Origin of the sequence: Acuticoccus yangtzensis, assembly GCF_001927245.1 — a bacterium.
Classification (GTDB): Bacteria; Pseudomonadota; Alphaproteobacteria; order Rhizobiales; family Amorphaceae; genus Acuticoccus; species Acuticoccus yangtzensis.
This window is the reverse complement of sequence record NZ_MJUX01000004.1, coordinates 186,649-202,885: the sequence shown is the minus strand read 5'-3', so window position 1 is coordinate 202,885 and position 16,237 is coordinate 186,649. Positions and strand designations below refer to the sequence as shown.

Below are 16,237 nucleotides of genomic sequence, written 5' to 3'. Positions count from 1 at the left end.
CGCCGACACCATGTCAGGGAGCGCTATGTCAGCCGCTGCGGAACTTCACGCGAACGATAAAAAGGTCGCCTTCCAGTGGGACGATCCGTTTCAGCTCGAGGCCCAGCTCACCGAGGACGAGCGCCTGATTCGCGAGACGGCCTACGCCTACGCCCAGGAAAAGCTGCAGCCTCGCGTTCTGGAGGCCTGGCGCAATGAGACCACGGACCGCGCGATCTTCAACGAGATGGGCGAGCTCGGCCTTCTCGGCGTGACGGTGCCCGAGGAGTACGGCGGCGTGGGCGCGTCCTACGTCTCCTACGGCCTCGTCGCGCGTGAGGTCGAGCGCGTCGATTCCGGCTACCGCTCGATGATGAGCGTGCAGTCCTCCCTCGTGATGTACCCGATCTACGCCTATGGCGACGAGGCGCAACGCAAGAAGTGGCTGCCGAAGCTGGCGTCCGGCGAGTTCGTCGGCTGCTTCGGCCTCACCGAGCCGGACGCCGGCTCCGACCCCGGCGGCATGAAGACCCGCGCCGTGAAGGTCGACGGCGGCTACTTGGTGTCCGGCGCCAAGACGTGGATTTCCAACTCGCCCATCGCCGACGTGTTCGTGGTGTGGGCGAAGAGCGAGGCGCATGACGGCGCCATCCGCGGCTTCGTGCTCGAGAAGGGCATGAAGGGTCTCGACGCGCCGAAGATCGAGGGCAAGATCTCGCTGCGTGCGTCCGTCACCGGCATGATCATGATGGACGAGGTGTTCGTACCGGAGGAGAACCTCCTGCCGAACGTGTCGGGTCTGAAGGGGCCGTTCGGCTGCCTCAACCGTGCCCGCTACGGCATCTCCTGGGGCGCGATGGGCGCCGCCGAGGACTGCTGGCACCGCGCCCGCCAGTACACGCTGGACCGCAAGCAGTTTGGCAAGCCGCTGGCGCAGACGCAGCTCGTGCAGAAGAAGCTCGCCGACATGATGACCGAGATCGCGCTCGGCCTGCAGGGCAGCCTGCGCGTTGGCCGGCTGTTCGACGAGGGGCAGATGGCGCCGGAGATGATCTCCATCGTCAAGCGCAACAACTGCGGCAAGGCGCTCGACATCGCCCGCCAGGCGCGTGACATGCACGGCGGCAACGGCATCTCCGAGGAGTACCACGTGATCCGCCACATGGTGAATTTGGAGACCGTCAACACCTACGAGGGCACGCACGACGTGCACGCGCTCATCCTGGGCCGCGCCCAGACCGGGCTGCAGGCCTTCTTCTGATGTCACGCGGCTGCGGCGCTTCGGCGCCGCAGCCCTCCGCCCCACGGAAGGGGCGTGCGACGCGCCGCAGCGTCAGGCGAGCGGGCAGGTCCGCGCGGCGAGCCAGTCGCGCTCGGCGGCGTTCAGGTCGCCCACCAGAGCGCCGCGCACGCGGGCGTGGTAGCTGTCCAGCCAGCCGATCTCGTCCGCCGTCATCATGGTCGGGATGATCGGCCGCGTGTCGATCGGCGCCAGCGTGATCGTCTCGAACCAGTGCATCGCCTCGCCGCCGCCTGAGGGAATGCGCGCCTCGCGCACCAGACACAGATTCTCGATGCGGATGCCGTAGGCGCCGGTGCGGTAGTAGCCCGGCTCGTTGGAGAGGATCATGCCCGGCTCCAGCGGCACCCGGCCGCGGCGCGAGATGCTGGCCGGCCCCTCGTGCACCGCGAGCGCCGCGCCGACGCCGTGGCCCGTCCCGTGCTTGAAGTCGTCGCCTGAGCGCCACAGGGCGGCGCGGGCGAGGGGGTCGATGTCTGATCCCATCGCCCCGGCCGGGAACAGCTGCCGGGCGACGGCGATGTGCCCCTTGAGGACACGCGTATAGTGGACGCGGAAGTCGTCCTCGCCCGCGCCGCCGCCGGCGACGAAGGTGCGGGTGATGTCGGTGGTGCCGTCCTCGAACTGGCCGCCGCAATCGATCAGCACCGGCTCGCCCGCGCCGATGGTGCGGTTGGTGCTCTCGTCCACTCTATAATGCACGATGGCGCCGTTGGGGCCGGACCCGGAAATCGTATCGAACGAGACGTCCGTCGCCCCCGCCTCGCGCCGGAAGGCTTCGAGCTGGCGCACGAGGTCGATCTCGGTGGCCCCCACGGCGTTCCCCTCGCACCAGGCGAAGAAGCGCACCACGGCCACGCCGTCGCGCTGGTGGGCGGCGCGCATCCCGGCGATCTCGGCGGCGTTCTTGATCGCCTTCAGCCGCTGAACCGGGTCGGTGCGGGGGAGCAGCGTGCCCTCGCTCTCGATCGCCGACAGCGCCGCGTCCGACGCGCGGGCGGGATCGGCCATCACCTTGATACCGGCCGACAGGGCGGCGAGGCGGGCGAGCATCGTGTCCTCGGCCGCAAGGGTGGCCGTGCCGGCAAGGGCGCCCGCGAGATCGTTCGGCACCTTCTCGGGGTCGACGAAGACGGTCACCTCACCCTCGCGCGGGACGAAGGCGCGGGAGAGGACGAGAGGTGTGTGGGCGACGTCGGCCCCGCGCCAGTTGAGGAGCCAGCTCACCGTGTCGCTGTCGGCAATATAAAGGGCGTCGCCCTCCATGGCGGCGCGTATGTCGGCGATCTTCTGCGCCATGGTGCGTCCGGCAAGCGCCTCGGGGTGGGCGCGCACACGTCCGCGCGGCGGGGCCGGGCGGTCCGGCCACACGGGGTCCACCGGGTTGCGCTCCAGCGGCACCACGGTCAGCCCTTCGGCCAGCGCGCCGATTCGGGTGAGGTCGGCCCGGGTGTGAAGGTGCGGATCGACGCCGATGCGCTTTCCCGCCAGCGCCTCGCGCGCCCATAGGGCCGCATCCGCCTGCTCCGAAACAATGTGGAAGAGCGGCGGAACCTGGGACTGAGCTTGCAAAGTGTAACGGCCATCCGTCACAAACATGGCAGCGTCCCGCAAAACAAAGGCGCGACCAGAAGAACCCGTGAAGCCCGTCATGTACTGCAGGCGGTCCTCGGACGGTGGAAGGTACTCGCTCTGGTAGGCGTCCTCGTGCGGGATGACGACGCCGTCGACGCCGAGGGCGTCAAAGCTATCCCTCAGATTTTGAACGCGCTTTTCGATTTCGGCGGCAGGTGTGGAAGCGGCGTGGAAGGTCTGGAAGCTCATTGAGGCCCCGCGTTCGTCGATAAGCTGAAGGATGTGTTGTTCGGCATGGGCGCAGCGAGCCCTGCATTTTGCGTTGCACCACGCGGTGCCAGCCATGCAGGTCTGTGCATTGAGATTGCGGCGGACTCTCGTACCTTCCGTGGTGTCACGCGCCGCAGTGAAAGAGTTCGTAAGTTGTTGCGGCGCACAAACCAGGGATTCATCACATGGCCATCACCGCTACTCAAGATTTCGCTCAGGACCGTGCTCCCGCCTCCAAGGGCTTCCTGGCCCGGATCGGCGACAAGGTCATGGAGTCGCGCAAGCGTCAGGCCGACCGTGCGGTTGCCGCCTACCTTCTGAGCCTCGACGATGCCACGCTGACCAAGCTCGGCTACGAGCGCAACGAGATCGCCAAGCGCGATCCGCGCGGCTACCCCTTCGTCTAATCTGCGCGCGGCGCTCCGAGCGGCGCCGCTGCGACGACGGGCGGCCCTGATGACCATGCCCGGCTTCATCTCAGAGGCCGGTGCAGCGTCAAGGTCGCCCAGTCCTCGATTATGATCTGGTCCGCCACCACGAAGCCTTGGGCAAGGTAGGCGGCCTTCACCGGGCGGACATGCGCCGTCCGAAGCCCTGACAGAATGAGCGTACGGCCTGTGGCCAGGGCCAGCTCATGGGCCATCGCGATCAAGGGTCGCGCCAGAATGTTCGCGATCGTCGTCTCGGCGATCGCGAACGGTCCCGCCTTCACCACGACCGGTATGGGTCTATGCGTCCGGTTGGCGGCGATGTTACGGCGGGCCACCTCTACAGAGACCGGATCGATATCGCCCGCCATGACGGCCCGCGCGCCCAGCCGGTCGGCGGCGACGGCGAGAATGCCGGTGCCCGTTCCAACATCCGCCACCGTGGTCAGAGGCCGCCTCTTGGCCAGCGCCTCCAGCGCGATGAGGCAGCCGCGCGTCGATGCGTGATGCGCGGTGCCGAAGGCGCGCCCCGCGTCGATCTCGATCCGCCACTGGGTCGGCTGCATCTTCGCGCGGTCGTGCGATCCGAACACCATGAAGCGCCCGGCATAGATCGGGTGGAGCTGGCGTTGGCTCTCGGCCACCCAGTCGCGCTCGGCCACCGGGTCCTCCTCGAAGGGGGGGAGCTCCGGCAACAGGTTGCGCGCCTCGGCCAGCCACCGCGCACGGGCCTCGGGGTCCTTGTCGACGAACATGATGTCGATCAGCCATTCGCCGTCCTGCTCCGGCCGATAGGCGGAGAGGATGGGCTCTCCCTCGTCCACCAGCACATCCAAGACGGCGATCATCCGCTCGGCGATCGTCTCATATTCGTCGCCCACCCCGAGGGTGGCGAAGGCGCGCGTGACCATGGTGTCTCCCTTTTCGCGCCCCCTTGTCGCGCCGTTCACCGGCGGCGGCAAGTGAGGAGGCGAGGGGGCCGCCATGCCGCTGGCGCGCTCTGCCGCGCGCTCGGGCTGCCGTCCTCGGGCGCCGGCTCGGCGGGCATTGGCACCGGCGCGGACTGCTCGCGGCGGTATCAGTCCAGCGGTGTCGCGATGAAGGCCGGCAGCGATTCGGCGCGCAGGCCGAAGGCGGTCAGACGCGGATAGTCGGACGTGTCCACCCGCCCCGGCAGCATGTAGTGGGTGAAGCGCCACACCACGGCCAGGGTGATGTCCGGCTCGCACAGCGTTTCCCCGCATTGCCAGCCGTCCGGATCCACCATCTCCTCCAGCGCATCATAGGCGGCCTTTAACTGGCCGTCGACGCGCTCCAGCCACGGGTCATGCCGCTTCTCCTGCGGCCTCAATTGGTGCTCGTAGACGATCTGAACCGTCTTCTCGCCGGCGGCCAGCGCCAGGCCGGTCAGACGCAGCCCCCTCACGCGCGCGGCCGGGTCGTGAGGGCGCAGCGTCCGCCCCGGCCCCGCCACGTCCTCGATGTGTTGGAGGATGAGCGTGGAGTCCATGAGGACGGTGCCGTCATCCGTGATCAAGGTCGGCGCCTTCACGACGGGGTTGATGGCGGCGAACCGGTCGAAATGGCGGAACACCGAAACCTGGTCGATCTCGAACGGCAGATCGAGGCATTTGAGGGCGATGGCGACGCGCCGCACGTAGGGCGAATCCAGCATACCGTAGAGTTTCATCGCCGGGCTCCTTGGAGCGCCTCCGGCCGTTCAGGCGACGGCGCGGCGGGCGCAAGGGCAAAAAAAAGCGGCCGCCGGAGCGACCGCTTGGATGGTGTCACAGATGGGATGGTCCCATCAATTGAGCCGCTGCCGCACGGTTTCGATCGAATCGCTGACGAGGCGGTCGGCGGTCGCACCGGCAACGCGCGCCTTCAGGATATCGGTCGCCGCCGCGATGGCGAGCTCGGACGCCCGGCCACGGATTTCCGCCGTGGCGTGGGCTTCGGCCTGGGCGATTTTCGCCTCCGCCGATTTCGTGCGCCGCTCGACCATGTCGCGCAGCTTTTCGTTCGCCTCCTCCGTCAGGCGGCGGGCTTCCTTGCGCGCCTCCTCGACGATGGACTGGGCTTCCGCTTCCGCATCCCGTCGGCGACGCTGATATTCGGCGAGGAGAGCCTGGGCCTCCTCACGCGCTTTGCGCGCCTCGTCGAGTTCGGTGCGGATCCGGTTCGTCCGCCCATCGAGGGCGCGCGCAATCATGCCCGGCCCGCCGACGGCGATGATGATCCCGACGAAGATGATCAGCGCGACGAGCGCCCAGAAGGTATCACTGTTAAGCACGGGACCCCTCCGCCTGGCTCACCGCCGCGCTGGCGTCTTCGGACGGAACGGCAACGCCGGTCAGCTTCTGGACGATGGCCTGGGCCGCGTCCGTGGCGATGGCGTTGACGTCGGCGAGGGCGGCGTCACGGCGAGCCGCGATTTCCGCCTCGGCCTCGGAGATGCGCGTGTTCAGCGCCTCTTCGGTCTCGGCCTGCTGGCGCGCCTGTTCGGCCTTGATCTCCTCGCGGCGTTCGTGCGCGATGGCGTAGGCCCGCTGGCGGGCCTCCGTCAGCTCGCGCTCATAGGCCGCGATCACCTCGTCCGTCTCGCGCGAAAGCCGTGAGGCTTCGCCGAGATCGCTGGCGATCCGGTCACGGCGATCCTCCAGGATCCCGCCAACTTTAGGCATGATGACCTTGTTGACGAAGAAATAGAGGATGCCGAACGAGATCAGCAGCCAGAAGAGGTGAGACGGGAAGGCGTCGAAGTCGAACGGAGGGAACACACTGTCCTCGCCCCCGTGGATCGGCTGAACGACCGACCCTTCCGGATGCGTGATGTGTTCCCCGGTCGTCCCGGTGTCCACGACGTCACCCACGTGAACGTCCTCCTCCGGCCCGACATTAACCTGGGCCAGTTCGAGCTTCGACATTACCGATTAGACCGCGAAGAGCAGCAGCAGTGCGATCAGCAGCGAGAAGATGCCGAGCGCTTCGGTCACCGCGAAGCCGAAGATGAGGCGGCCGAACTGGCCATCGGCAGCGGACGGGTTGCGCAGGGCGCCCGACAGGTACTGGGCGAACATGTTGCCGAGGCCCATCGCGGTTCCGGCGAGACCGAAACAGGCGATGCCGGCACCAAGATAACGGGCAGCTTCCGCTTCCATGGGGGGCTCCTTGTGTGCGCTCAAATAAGGTTGTGCAGCGCGGGTTAGGGTCAGTGGTTAGGATGAACGGCGTCGTTGAGGTAGATGCAGGTCAACACCGCGAAGACGTAGGCCTGCAGACCCGCCACCAGGAATTCCAGAGCCGTGATCGCCACGGCCATTCCGAGCGGCAGCACCGCGCCGATGACGCCGATCGCGCCCAGAGCCGACATCTGAATGACGAAGGCTGCGAACACTTTCAGCATGATGTGGCCGGCCAGCATGTTGGCGAACAAACGAACCGACAGCGAAATGGGGCGCGACAGGAACGAGATGACCTCGATCGTCGACACCAGGGGGACGATGTAGCCCGGAACGCCGGACGGAACGAACACCCCGAAGAAGGCCAGCCCGTGCTGGCGGATGCCCGCGATCACCACCACGAGGATGACGAGGAGGGCGAGAGCGAATGTCACGATCAGCTGGCTCGTCACCGTATAGAAATACGGGAACATGCCGATGAAGTTCGCGACCACGATGAACATGAAGAGAGAGAACACGAGCGGGAAGAACTTCATGCCGCCGGCGCCCGTGGAGGAGCGCAGCATGTTGCCCGCGAATTCGTAGCTCATCTCGGCAAGGTTCTGCCACCGGCCGGGCACCAAGGCGCGGCGCGAGGTGGGCAGGAGCATGAGGGCGATGGTGACCGCCACCGTCGCCACCATGTAGAGCGAAACGTTCGTGAACGAGAGATCGACGCCGCCGACTTCGATGTCGAACAGCGGATGCACTTCGAACTGATGAATGGGGTCGAGCCCGCCGCCTTCAGCCGTTGCCACGTGAAGAGAAGTCCCGGTTGGCCCGCCGATCCGGCGGAAGTGTACTATTGTGGCGGGCGATTCATCGTCCGCCGGGGCGTCTCTTGCCCGGCTCTGGCGTTTGAATCAAGCCCGCCGAGCGTAAAACGTTGAGGACGCCCGCCGCAAATCCGAGCAGAAGGAAGATCACCATGAAGAGCGGCAGCGTCCCGGCGACCCAATCGAGCCCCCATCCGATGGCCAGACCCACCACCACGGCGCTGACGAACTCGGTGGAGAGGCGGAAGGCGACAGCATAGCCGGTGGTCGAGCGGGCGCGTTTCTCGATTCGCTCATTCTCCGCGCGCTCGGCTTCTTCGCGCTCGGTCAACTGGGCGCGCAGGCGGGCGTGGCGGGCGGCATAGTCGTCATCCGCGCCGGAATCCGGGCCTGCCGGGGGTGGGGTCATGGTGGCGCTCCTCGGGCAAACCTCATGGTGGCGGCTCCGCGGCGGAGCGCCCTGCCGGTCTGGGATGACACATAGCGTCCCGCGGCGGCCGGGCGAGGCACACCGGGTGGTCGGATCTCGGCGTGCATGTATCCGATGCGCAAGGGGCGCGAAAGCCGCGTCTCTCTCATCGTTACCCTCATGGCAGCCCATGCGGCAGGGAGGACGGGTGGCACGGGTGTCATAAGCGCGCAGGTGGCGCGAGAATGCGATTGGGAGGGGCCTCGTCGCAAGAGGCGGCTCAAGGGCGGTGCTCGGCGAGTCACGTCCGACGCTGGGCCTGCGCCGTCTCGGCGGCCGGAGCGCTGTCCTGCGGCGCAGGCAAGCGCATGTGGCCGGCACGGGGCGCGCAAGGGCACCTCAGGGCACGCAACGGGCGACGACGAAGGCGGTGAGGGGATGGGACCCGGCGGGCGCGAGCGGTCTCCTTGTGGCCGGCCCGAGGCGCCGCGCTGCCCCCCAAACAAAAAATGCGCCCCGAGGGGCGCATTTGTCGTTCGGCAAAGCGGGGACGGCCGGAGCGTCCCCGCGTCGCCGATTAGCCGAGCGGCACGAACGAGGTGTCGATGTCGGACGCTTCAAGCACGCCCTGCGCGATGAAGTACTCGGTGGTGACGAAATCGTCCTCGCCGGTCACCTGGACGGAGACCAGGCCATACTCCTCGGAGAGCACCGAGATGAGCACGTCCTCTTCCGTGATGCCCTCGCCGAACGACACGGTGATGGTGTCGTTGACCGAGTCGTAGTCGGTGACGAGGTCGTATTCCATCTCGCCCCAGGCCATCAGGAAGCTGTCCGCACCTTCACCGCCGGTGTAAGTGTCGAAGCCTTCGCCGCCGTCGAGCTCGTCGGCGCCCGCGCCGCCGATGAGGACGTCTTCGCCCGAACCACCGAGCAGAACGTCCTCGCCTTCACCGCCGGACAGGATGTCGTTGTTGCCGCCGCCGATGATGGAGTCGTTGCCCGCGCCACCGTCGATGATGTCACGGCCCTCGCCGCCGTCGGCGGTGTCGTCGCCAGCACCCATGCTGATGATGTCACGACCTTCGCCGCCTTCGATGACGTCTTCGCTGTCACCGGTGACGATGTTGTCGTTGCCCTGACCACCGTACACGGTCACGTCTTCCAGCGCGTAGTTGTTGGCGAGGAAGATGGTGTCGTTGAAGTCGGTGCCGGTGAGCTCGAGACCCTCGACGTCGCCGACGACGGAGCCGTCGCTGATCGTCATCGAGTTGCTGGAGCCGATCGAACGGACACGGCCGCCGAAGCCGTTGCCGAACACGGACATGCCGCCGTCGAGGTCGGAGCGGTCGATGTAGGCCATGTCGTAGCCGTCGCCGCCGTCGATCAGGTCGGCACCGCCGCCGCTGTGGAAGACGTCGTCGCCTTCGCCGCCCAGCATGGTGTCGCTGCCGGAGTCGGAGGAGACCGCGGTCTCACCGGAGTCGTCGTAAACACCGCCGTAGAACGTGTCGTTGCCTTCGTCACCGATCATCAGATCGTTGCCGGAGTCGACGTCGTCGTCACCGATCAGAAGGTCGTCGCCTTCGTAACCACGGATCAGATCAGTGCCATTGGAACCGCGGAGTCTGTCTCCGACGCTCGTACCAAACCTAATAGCCATCCGGCATTCCTTCTCATGCGATCGCGCTATATGTCGACCGGCCCTCGAAGGGATGGTGTGCCACCCCCGCTTCAGTCATTCGGCGCCAGACTGAGGCTTTTCGTTTGATCGAATTGCCGAATGACATACGCAGCTGAGAATCCAGTCCGCAGCCGTTCTGGAAGACCTAGCTTAAGTAGTCAAGCATTCAGTTTTTCCAGAAATCACCGTCGCAAAAACCGCGAAATCTCTGACGCAAATTTGCATCCTTTGGTTGAAAAAGATTGCGAAAATGTTGCACTCGTCGCAGTCCATTTCATAAAATGCATGTAAATTGAAACATGCACTTATGAAGCAGCCCCAAATGGGAAAGTGCCGCTGCGCGCCTGTGTTTTTTGGACAACACAGGGCCGTTCACCATGCTTGAGACAGATCAGATCGGGACGCCAAACCAGCCATTCCCAAGGGAAAATTGGGGTCCCAGACATGGCATGCAATCGCCTGTGATCGCAGGGTGATTTGAAGTCGCGTTACACTAAGTTAAACCGAGATTTACTTCTAAGGCAGCGGACGGTTGGTTAAGATAGGATTGTGTTCGCATTTCCATTAGACGTAAATTAACCCTGCGGGTCGGTTGTAGCCGCTCGAACCGCCCCGAAACGCCGCAAAAGGTGCCTCGGCGGCTCTTCATCCGGCCAAAATAGGCGGCAGCGGTCGCTCCGGCGCTCACGGAATCGTCGTCGATGCGGCTCGGGATGGATCGGATCGCGGCAAGGTGAGGGCGCCTGACGACGCGCCGCCGCGGTTCCTCAGCGCGCAGGACGAGGCGCGAGGCGGTCCGCCTTCATCGCCATCACGCGGCGGAAACTCTGCGCGACCCGGCCGTGAAGGACGGGATCCGCCGCCGCGGCACCGGCAAGGCTCGTCTGCAAGGCGTCGACGATATCGTCCTGCCCGGCCGCGCCCCCGGCATAGACGATGATGTCGTTGCCCGCGGCCACCGCCTCGGCCGCAAGGTCGATCGGGTCGCCCAGACGGGTGACGGCGCCCATCTCCATATCGTCCGAGATCACGACACCCTCGAACCCCAGCGTGTCCCGCAGGAGGCCCTGGATGAGGTCGCGCGACAGCGATGCGGGCTGGCCCTCTGTTCCATAGGGGCTGAGGTGGACGTGCGCGACCATCACCATGTCGGCGAGCCCCTCGGCGATGAGGGTGCGGAAGGGCGCAAGCTCGATCTCGCGCCAGGACAGCGAGACGTCCACGAAGCCCTTGTGCGTGTCGCCGTCGGACGAGCCGTGGCCGGGAAAGTGCTTGAGGGACGTGAGGATCCCGGCGGCCCGGTGCGCGGCGACGAAGCGGCCCGCCAGCGCGGCGACGGTGGCGGGATCGCCCGAAAAAGCGCGGCCGAGGCGGGCGATGATCGGATTGTCGCGATCCGCACCGAGGTCCACCACAGGGGCGAGGTTGACGTTGAAGCCCCAGTCGGCCAGCGCGCGAGCAAGGTCGCCATAAATGCGGGTGGCCGCCTCCTCGCCATCGTCGGCGACGCGGCGGGCGGACGGTGTGCTGGCGAACCCGACCTTGGTGGTCAGCCGCTGCACCTTGCCGCCTTCCTGGTCGACGGCGATCAGCACCGGCAGTCCCGGCGGAGCGGATCGGCGAAACAGCGCCGTCAACCGCTTCACCGCCGCCTCGGACTTCACGTTCTGGCGGAAGAAGATGACACCGCCGAGGCGCCCGGCCTCGATCTGGCGCGCCACGCGCAGCGGTCCGGCCTGGTCGACATCGTCGCCCTGGAAGCCGACCATCAGCATCTGCCCGGCCATGACCTCGAACGCCGGGTCGGACCCGTCGGCGGGGACGGGCGTTGCCCGCGCAAGGTCCGGACGGCGGCGCGGGAATGCGGAGCGGACGCCGCCGTCGGTCAGGCCGAGGTCCCCCGATTTGTTGCCGGTGAGGGCGAGAGCAGCCGTTGATGTGAGTGGGTCGCCCGCCAGCGCAGGAACGTGCATCGCGGCGTTCGGCCCGGTATCCAGCTCCTGGCGCGGTTCCGTCGCCTTCGCCGCGATGACGCCCGCGACAACGGCCGCGATGAGGCCGAATTGGAACGTGCGTCGGATCATTGATCTCTCGCGCAGATGCGGGGGGCGGGGCGACGGGCGATGCGGTCCATGGCTTGGTGATGCCGGACGGGACGGGCAAGTTCCACCGCGGCGGTGCGCGGGCCGAGCTGGGGGACCGGCTGGGGCGTCTTTTACGGCCGGCCGTTGCCTTTTGGGCACGGATCGGCGGGCGCGAGCCTAGAACTCGCGCTCCCTTGCGCTCGGGCCGCGTGTCTCGACGGGCGGGGCACGCTGTCTCCGGGCTTGCGCCGAAGCGCCGGGAGATCGATTCGTGCATCCGTGCAGCGCCTTGGTCCGGCCCGGCAAAGTGCGGCGTCGGTGACGTCTCCCGACGGTTGCTGCAAGCAGCGACTCTAACCAGGGGTTGACCAAGCGCACCTCCCGCTCCCAGTCTTTTGCGACCGAGGATGGCAGCGGAGAGGGGCGATGCGCCTCATCGTGCAGATGGCCGGGATCGCGGCGGCGTTGGCATTCGGCCTCGGGTCGATCACCGGCGTGGCCGCCTATGACCGTGAGAACTGCAGGGAGATCCGTGCGCTCACCAACAACGAGGTGCTGGCGCAGATCCTGCGCGACCGGCCCGAGGTGGGGCTGCGTGAATGCCTCGTGCGCGTATCTCTGCTGCGTCTGGGGCGGCTGAGCGGGGCGGATTTCGACGACGGACGCAGCGCCCGCGCCGCCTATCTGGCGGAGGTGCGCCCCTTCAACACCGCGAGCGGCGCATATCCCGACGCGCTGTTGGACGCGCTTGCCCGCGACCTCGAAGCCAACCCGTCGACGATGCGCGATGAGGTGTTCACACGCGCCTTCGTGAAGCGCCGCCTGTCCGGGGGCGCCGGCACGCTGACGGGCGCGCCGGCGTTGTCGGGCGCAGAGGTGGTGCCGGGTGCGTCGGGGACGGTGCTGGCGCCGCTCGGTCCCGGCGGTGCGGCCATCCCCGCGGAAGGCGAAATGGCGTTCGCCTCGTCGTCCGGCCGCGCACCGCCGACGGCGGCGGCCGCGAAAACCGACCGCGCGATGGCGCCGAGCGCGCCCGCCGCCGGTTCCGCCCGGCCGGAGGGTCCGGTGCCACAAGCCGACACCGCACAGGCGTTCGTGCAAGCGGCGGGCGCGCACACTCTTCGGGATGGCGCCCGGCCGGACGCTGAACGGAAGGCCGAACCGGAACGTGGCGCCGACACCGATTCTGTCCACCAAGCCCGGATCATGGCCATGGCGGCGACCATGGCGGTACCCGGCGCGCCAGCACCCGGCGCGACGCTCCGATGGCTCGAAGAGGGGGACGATCCGGCTTCGGCGGAACCCGTTCCATCGCCCTCATCGTCCGCTCCACCTGGGGCGGCGGTGAATGTCGCGCCCGGTCCGGCCGTCTTCATCAACGGCACACCCGTGCCGCGCCCCAGGCCCGGACCCGTCACGGCACAGCACTCGAGCGCCCAGAAGTCGAGCGCGCAGCAGGAGAGTGCGCGGCAGCCTAGCGCGCAGCAAGAGAGGGCGCCTCAATCGACCACGCCGCGAGACCTCGCCCGCGCCGCGCTGATCGCCAAATTTGCGGATGCCGCGCCGCCTGCCGCCGCTACACCCGCCCCGACGACACCCGCTTTGGCGCGGGCCGCCACCACCATGCCCGCCGCCACTACACCCGCTACGACGACACCCGCTCAGGTGCCGTTCGCCACGAACGCGCCTGCCACCACCCAGAGCGCCACCACCACGCCCGCTGCGCCCACACCCGCGTCGCTCGAAAGTGCAGGATCCGATCCGGTGGCGGCCAGCCATGACGCCGTGCCGGGTGCGGGCGGCGCGTCCGATCCTGACGCCGCCGCACCGGTATCCGCCGCGTCACCTCCCGCGGAAAACATCACCCAAACGAGCGCGACGGAAGCCGGCCCCGCCGCCCTCGATGCCGCCGCAGCGGACAAACGCCCAGACGTCGCGTGGTTTCCCCGGCCCAACCCGCGCGCCGCGGCCTCGCGCGCCCGTTTCGCACCCCTTCCGGCGGCGGACCAACGGCCTGCGGACCACAAGGCCGGGCAGGAGGACGCCACGTTGCGCGGTACAGCGCCGGGGGAGCGCGCCGGGTGCCGCCCCGTCTCCGGCGAGACCGATCCCGACCTCGTCCGCAACGCGGCGAGGATCGACGCTGCGGGCCTTTGCATCACCCACGTCCAGCTTCCGGAAAACGGTGCCACCTTCGCCTTCGTCTCGGTCGAGAACCGTGCGGCGCCGGAAGGCCCGATCTGGTATCTTCCCCACGACGACGAGGACGAAGCCTTCGACGCGGCCCTTCGCGCCGTCACCCGCTACGGCGGCCGTCTCGTCGCCGCCCAGGCGAACGAGGAGCGGCTCGCCATGGGCGCCGATCTCAACCGGATGTTCGCCGCCACCGCCGCCGACGCCCGCCCCTGCGCCATCACCGATCCCATGCCCAACTACACCGCGTTCGTGATGGGCCTTTATGACGGGCGCCCGCACATCTTCTCCACCCACAACAACACCGACGGCGGAGGCATCACCGCCGATGTCTGGACCGACAAGGAACAGGGCTACCCGATCACCAGCGGCCGCTTCGGCGATGCGGACAATCTCATCTATATCGCCGGTCAGGGGCCGTTGGCGCAGGATCGCGCAGCATCGGCCCTGCGCGTGCGGCTCAACGGCGCCGGCCTCGGCGTCGTCTACGAGAAGGTGACGCGGCAGAACAGCGACTGCTCATTCTCCAACCACGTCGTCCTGAACGACGGCCGGCCATACTATAATGTGGAGGCCGAGCACGACTCCCCGGTCCAGGGCGAGATGGTCGAGCGGCTGCTGCAAATCCTTGGCTATCAACCGCTGGACGGGGCATGACGTCGGCGTGCGGCCGGCGCGCGCCCATCACAATGGTCGAAGTCGGCCGGACCTTTCGGCTATGGTAGGGCATGGTCGATTCGAAGGGACGGAACATTATGGCGGAGGCGCAAGGGGCAAGCGACGCGTGCCCGCATGGTGACTTCGCGCCCGACCAGTCGGCGGCCTGGTCGCGCGTCGCGGCGCTTCTGAAGAGCCGCGGTGTCGACATCGTCGACGGCGGAACGCAGGAGGCGGGCGCGGCCTCCGGGGTCGTCGCCGTCGTGGGCAAAGCCGGGTCCGGCAAGACCCACGTCCTCGCCCAACTGGTGAAGGACCTCACCGAAGCCGGTGTCGACATCGCCGCGCCCGACGACGGCAAGAAGCGCAAGGCCACCGACCGCAGCCTCGCCATCGTCACCCCCACCAACAAGGCCGCCAGCGTGCTGCGCCAGCGCGGTGTCCCGGCCGTCACGCTCCACCGGCTCCTCTACCGCCCGGTGTTCGACGATCATTATCAAGCCCTCGTCGACTGGATCGCCGGAGAGAAAGAAGAGAAGCCGGAAGGGTTTTCCGAAGAGATCCTCCAGCGCGCCGCCGCCTTCTACAAGACCAACAAGTCCGTCGTGGGCGCGCTCGCCATGGCGGGCCTGCGCGGATCCGACTTCATCACCGGCTGGGCGCGGCGCGACGAGACGATGGACATCGGCTTCGTCGACGAGGCGTCGATGCTGTCCGAGCAGCAGCTCGCCGACCTCAAGGAGCTGTTTCCGACGCTGATCCTGTTCGGCGATCCGGCCCAGCTCGCCCCCGTGAAGGGCGGCGACATGGTGTTCGACAAGATGCCCGAAAGCGAGGTGGTGCGCCTGGAACGGATCCACCGCCAGGAGGCGGGCAGCCCGATTCTGGACCTCGCCCACGCGCTCGCCGATCCGAACCTTTCCTTCCCCGCCTTCGAGGCGATGGTGGAGGACGCTGCCCGGCGGGACGACCGCGTCGTCGTCTCACCGCGCGTCAATTCCGACCTGATGGCCCGCTCGCCCGTCCTCGTCTGGCGCAACCAGACGCGCATCCGCCTCATCACCGCCTTCCGCGGCGCCTACGGGGCGGGGGACGACGAGCTTCTCCCCGGCGAGCCGCTCCTGTGCGACGGTATCGAGCTTCCCGCCAAGCGGCAGAACGACCGCATCGAGCTGGAGGCTCGCGGCCTCATCCGCGGCGCCCAGGTCATCTTTCGCGGCCCCGGCAAGAAGCCGGGCCTGTCGCGCATCCACGTCGTCGGGGCGGACGAGCCGAACATCGTCGTCGCCTCCATCGTGAAGATCGAGCGGGTGGGGGAGGAGGAGCCGTGGTTCCCCTTCGTCGCGCGCATGGGGGCGACCTTCCTCCACGGCGCGGCGCTGACCATCCACAAGGCGCAAGGATCGCAGTGGCCGGACGTTCAGGTGTTCGCGCCTGACCTCAAGGCCGCGGCCCGCGCCGGCATCGTCGACGGCGGCATGCCGCTGTGGAAGCGCCTCGCCTATGTGGCGCTGACCCGCGCCCAGGAACGGCTGCATTGGGTGGTCTTCGCCCGCCTGTCGCGCCCCACCCAGCCCCTCAGCGTGGACGATCTCACCGGCGCCAAACCCGTCGATACCGCCAAGGCTGCATAGCTCCCCCGTTACATCTGCAACTTTGGT

14 protein-coding genes are annotated in these 16,237 nt (G+C 67.7%); 4 read left to right on the top strand and 10 right to left on the bottom strand.

All coding sequences use genetic code 11. The features are described from left to right. Nucleotides 1–25: 25 nt before the first annotated feature. Nucleotides 26–1,240 (top strand): acyl-CoA dehydrogenase, encoded by a 1,215-nt coding sequence (locus BIX52_RS12305; RefSeq protein WP_108676569.1) that lies wholly within the window; start codon nucleotides 26–28, stop codon nucleotides 1,238–1,240. A 72-nt stretch (nucleotides 1,241–1,312) separates the two neighbouring features. On the opposite strand, the gene BIX52_RS12300 is transcribed toward BIX52_RS12305, so the two are convergent. Then, a complete protein-coding gene (locus tag BIX52_RS12300; RefSeq protein ID WP_075221376.1) occupies nucleotides 1,313–3,103 on the bottom strand; it encodes an aminopeptidase P family protein in 1,791 nt (596 codons plus the stop codon). A 206-nt stretch (nucleotides 3,104–3,309) separates the two neighbouring features. Here BIX52_RS12300 and BIX52_RS12295 point away from each other — a divergent pair, with 206 nt between their 5' ends. Beyond that, nucleotides 3,310–3,531, top strand: a complete 222-nt coding sequence (locus tag BIX52_RS12295; RefSeq protein WP_075221375.1) for a hypothetical protein — start codon at nucleotides 3,310–3,312, stop codon at nucleotides 3,529–3,531. A 65-nt stretch (nucleotides 3,532–3,596) separates the two neighbouring features. Here the strand turns inward: BIX52_RS12295 and BIX52_RS12290 are convergent, their stop codons facing one another. The 9 genes from BIX52_RS12290 to BIX52_RS12250 form a co-directional block, all read right to left on the bottom strand. Beyond that, complete coding sequence (locus BIX52_RS12290) at nucleotides 3,597–4,463, bottom strand: 50S ribosomal protein L11 methyltransferase (protein WP_075221374.1); 867 nt, start codon at nucleotides 4,461–4,463, stop codon at nucleotides 3,597–3,599. A gap of 167 nt (nucleotides 4,464–4,630) precedes the next feature. After that, nucleotides 4,631–5,242: a glutathione S-transferase family protein gene (locus BIX52_RS12285; RefSeq protein ID WP_075221373.1), complete on the bottom strand. Its 612-nt coding sequence runs from the start codon at nucleotides 5,240–5,242 to the stop codon at nucleotides 4,631–4,633. Between the two features lie 117 nt (nucleotides 5,243–5,359). Then, on the bottom strand, nucleotides 5,360–5,845 hold the full coding sequence (locus BIX52_RS12280) for a F0F1 ATP synthase subunit B family protein (protein ID WP_075221372.1): 486 nt from the start codon (nucleotides 5,843–5,845) through the stop codon (nucleotides 5,360–5,362). Continuing rightward, nucleotides 5,838–6,479, bottom strand: a complete 642-nt coding sequence (locus BIX52_RS12275) for a F0F1 ATP synthase subunit B (RefSeq protein ID WP_083548338.1) — start codon at nucleotides 6,477–6,479, stop codon at nucleotides 5,838–5,840. Before BIX52_RS12275 ends, BIX52_RS12280 begins: the two co-directional genes overlap by 8 nt. A 6-nt stretch (nucleotides 6,480–6,485) precedes the next feature. Beyond that, nucleotides 6,486–6,713, bottom strand: a complete 228-nt coding sequence (locus BIX52_RS12270) for a F0F1 ATP synthase subunit C (RefSeq protein WP_075221371.1) — start codon at nucleotides 6,711–6,713, stop codon at nucleotides 6,486–6,488. Between the two features lie 50 nt (nucleotides 6,714–6,763). Continuing rightward, a complete protein-coding gene (locus BIX52_RS12265; protein ID WP_075221370.1) occupies nucleotides 6,764–7,531 on the bottom strand; it encodes a F0F1 ATP synthase subunit A in 768 nt (255 codons plus the stop codon). Nucleotides 7,532–7,592: 61 nt separating this feature from the next. Further along, a complete protein-coding gene (locus BIX52_RS12260) occupies nucleotides 7,593–7,958 on the bottom strand; it encodes an AtpZ/AtpI family protein (protein WP_075221369.1) in 366 nt (121 codons plus the stop codon). Nucleotides 7,959–8,535: 577 nt separating this feature from the next. After that, on the bottom strand, nucleotides 8,536–9,621 hold the full coding sequence (locus BIX52_RS12255; protein ID WP_075221368.1) for a calcium-binding protein: 1,086 nt from the start codon (nucleotides 9,619–9,621) through the stop codon (nucleotides 8,536–8,538). A 788-nt stretch (nucleotides 9,622–10,409) separates the two neighbouring features. Then, nucleotides 10,410–11,726 carry a glycoside hydrolase family 3 protein gene (locus BIX52_RS12250; RefSeq protein ID WP_083660201.1) on the bottom strand — a complete coding sequence of 439 codons (1,317 nt, stop codon included), beginning with the start codon at nucleotides 11,724–11,726 and terminating at the stop codon, nucleotides 10,410–10,412. Between the two features lie 426 nt (nucleotides 11,727–12,152). On the opposite strand from BIX52_RS12250, the gene BIX52_RS12245 reads away from it, so the two are divergent. Further along, on the top strand, nucleotides 12,153–14,576 hold the full coding sequence (locus tag BIX52_RS12245; RefSeq protein WP_075221367.1) for a hypothetical protein: 2,424 nt from the start codon (nucleotides 12,153–12,155) through the stop codon (nucleotides 14,574–14,576). Nucleotides 14,577–14,674: 98 nt separating this feature from the next. Further along, nucleotides 14,675–16,210: an ATP-dependent DNA helicase gene (locus BIX52_RS12240; RefSeq protein WP_075221366.1), complete on the top strand. Its 1,536-nt coding sequence runs from the start codon at nucleotides 14,675–14,677 to the stop codon at nucleotides 16,208–16,210. Nucleotides 16,211–16,237 lie beyond the last annotated feature (27 nt).

What these genes read in the sequence shown, in the direction of transcription:
- BIX52_RS12305 (WP_108676569.1), top strand. Translation starts at nt 26, where the DNA reads ATGTCAGCCGCTGCGGAACTTCACGCGAACGATAAAAAGGTCGCCTTC.
- BIX52_RS12300 (WP_075221376.1), bottom strand. Translation starts at nt 3,103, where the DNA reads ATGAGCTTCCAGACCTTCCACGCCGCTTCCACACCTGCCGCCGAAATC.
- BIX52_RS12295 (WP_075221375.1), top strand. Translation starts at nt 3,310, where the DNA reads ATGGCCATCACCGCTACTCAAGATTTCGCTCAGGACCGTGCTCCCGCC.
- BIX52_RS12290 (WP_075221374.1), bottom strand. Translation starts at nt 4,463, where the DNA reads ATGGTCACGCGCGCCTTCGCCACCCTCGGGGTGGGCGACGAATATGAG.
- BIX52_RS12285 (WP_075221373.1), bottom strand. Translation starts at nt 5,242, where the DNA reads ATGAAACTCTACGGTATGCTGGATTCGCCCTACGTGCGGCGCGTCGCC.
- BIX52_RS12275 (WP_083548338.1), bottom strand. Translation starts at nt 6,479, where the DNA reads ATGTCGAAGCTCGAACTGGCCCAGGTTAATGTCGGGCCGGAGGAGGAC.
- BIX52_RS12270 (WP_075221371.1), bottom strand. Translation starts at nt 6,713, where the DNA reads ATGGAAGCGGAAGCTGCCCGTTATCTTGGTGCCGGCATCGCCTGTTTC.
- BIX52_RS12260 (WP_075221369.1), bottom strand. Translation starts at nt 7,958, where the DNA reads ATGACCCCACCCCCGGCAGGCCCGGATTCCGGCGCGGATGACGACTAT.
- BIX52_RS12255 (WP_075221368.1), bottom strand. Translation starts at nt 9,621, where the DNA reads ATGGCTATTAGGTTTGGTACGAGCGTCGGAGACAGACTCCGCGGTTCC.
- BIX52_RS12250 (WP_083660201.1), bottom strand. Translation starts at nt 11,726, where the DNA reads ATGATCCGACGCACGTTCCAATTCGGCCTCATCGCGGCCGTTGTCGCG.
- BIX52_RS12245 (WP_075221367.1), top strand. Translation starts at nt 12,153, where the DNA reads ATGCGCCTCATCGTGCAGATGGCCGGGATCGCGGCGGCGTTGGCATTC.
- BIX52_RS12240 (WP_075221366.1), top strand. Translation starts at nt 14,675, where the DNA reads ATGGCGGAGGCGCAAGGGGCAAGCGACGCGTGCCCGCATGGTGACTTC.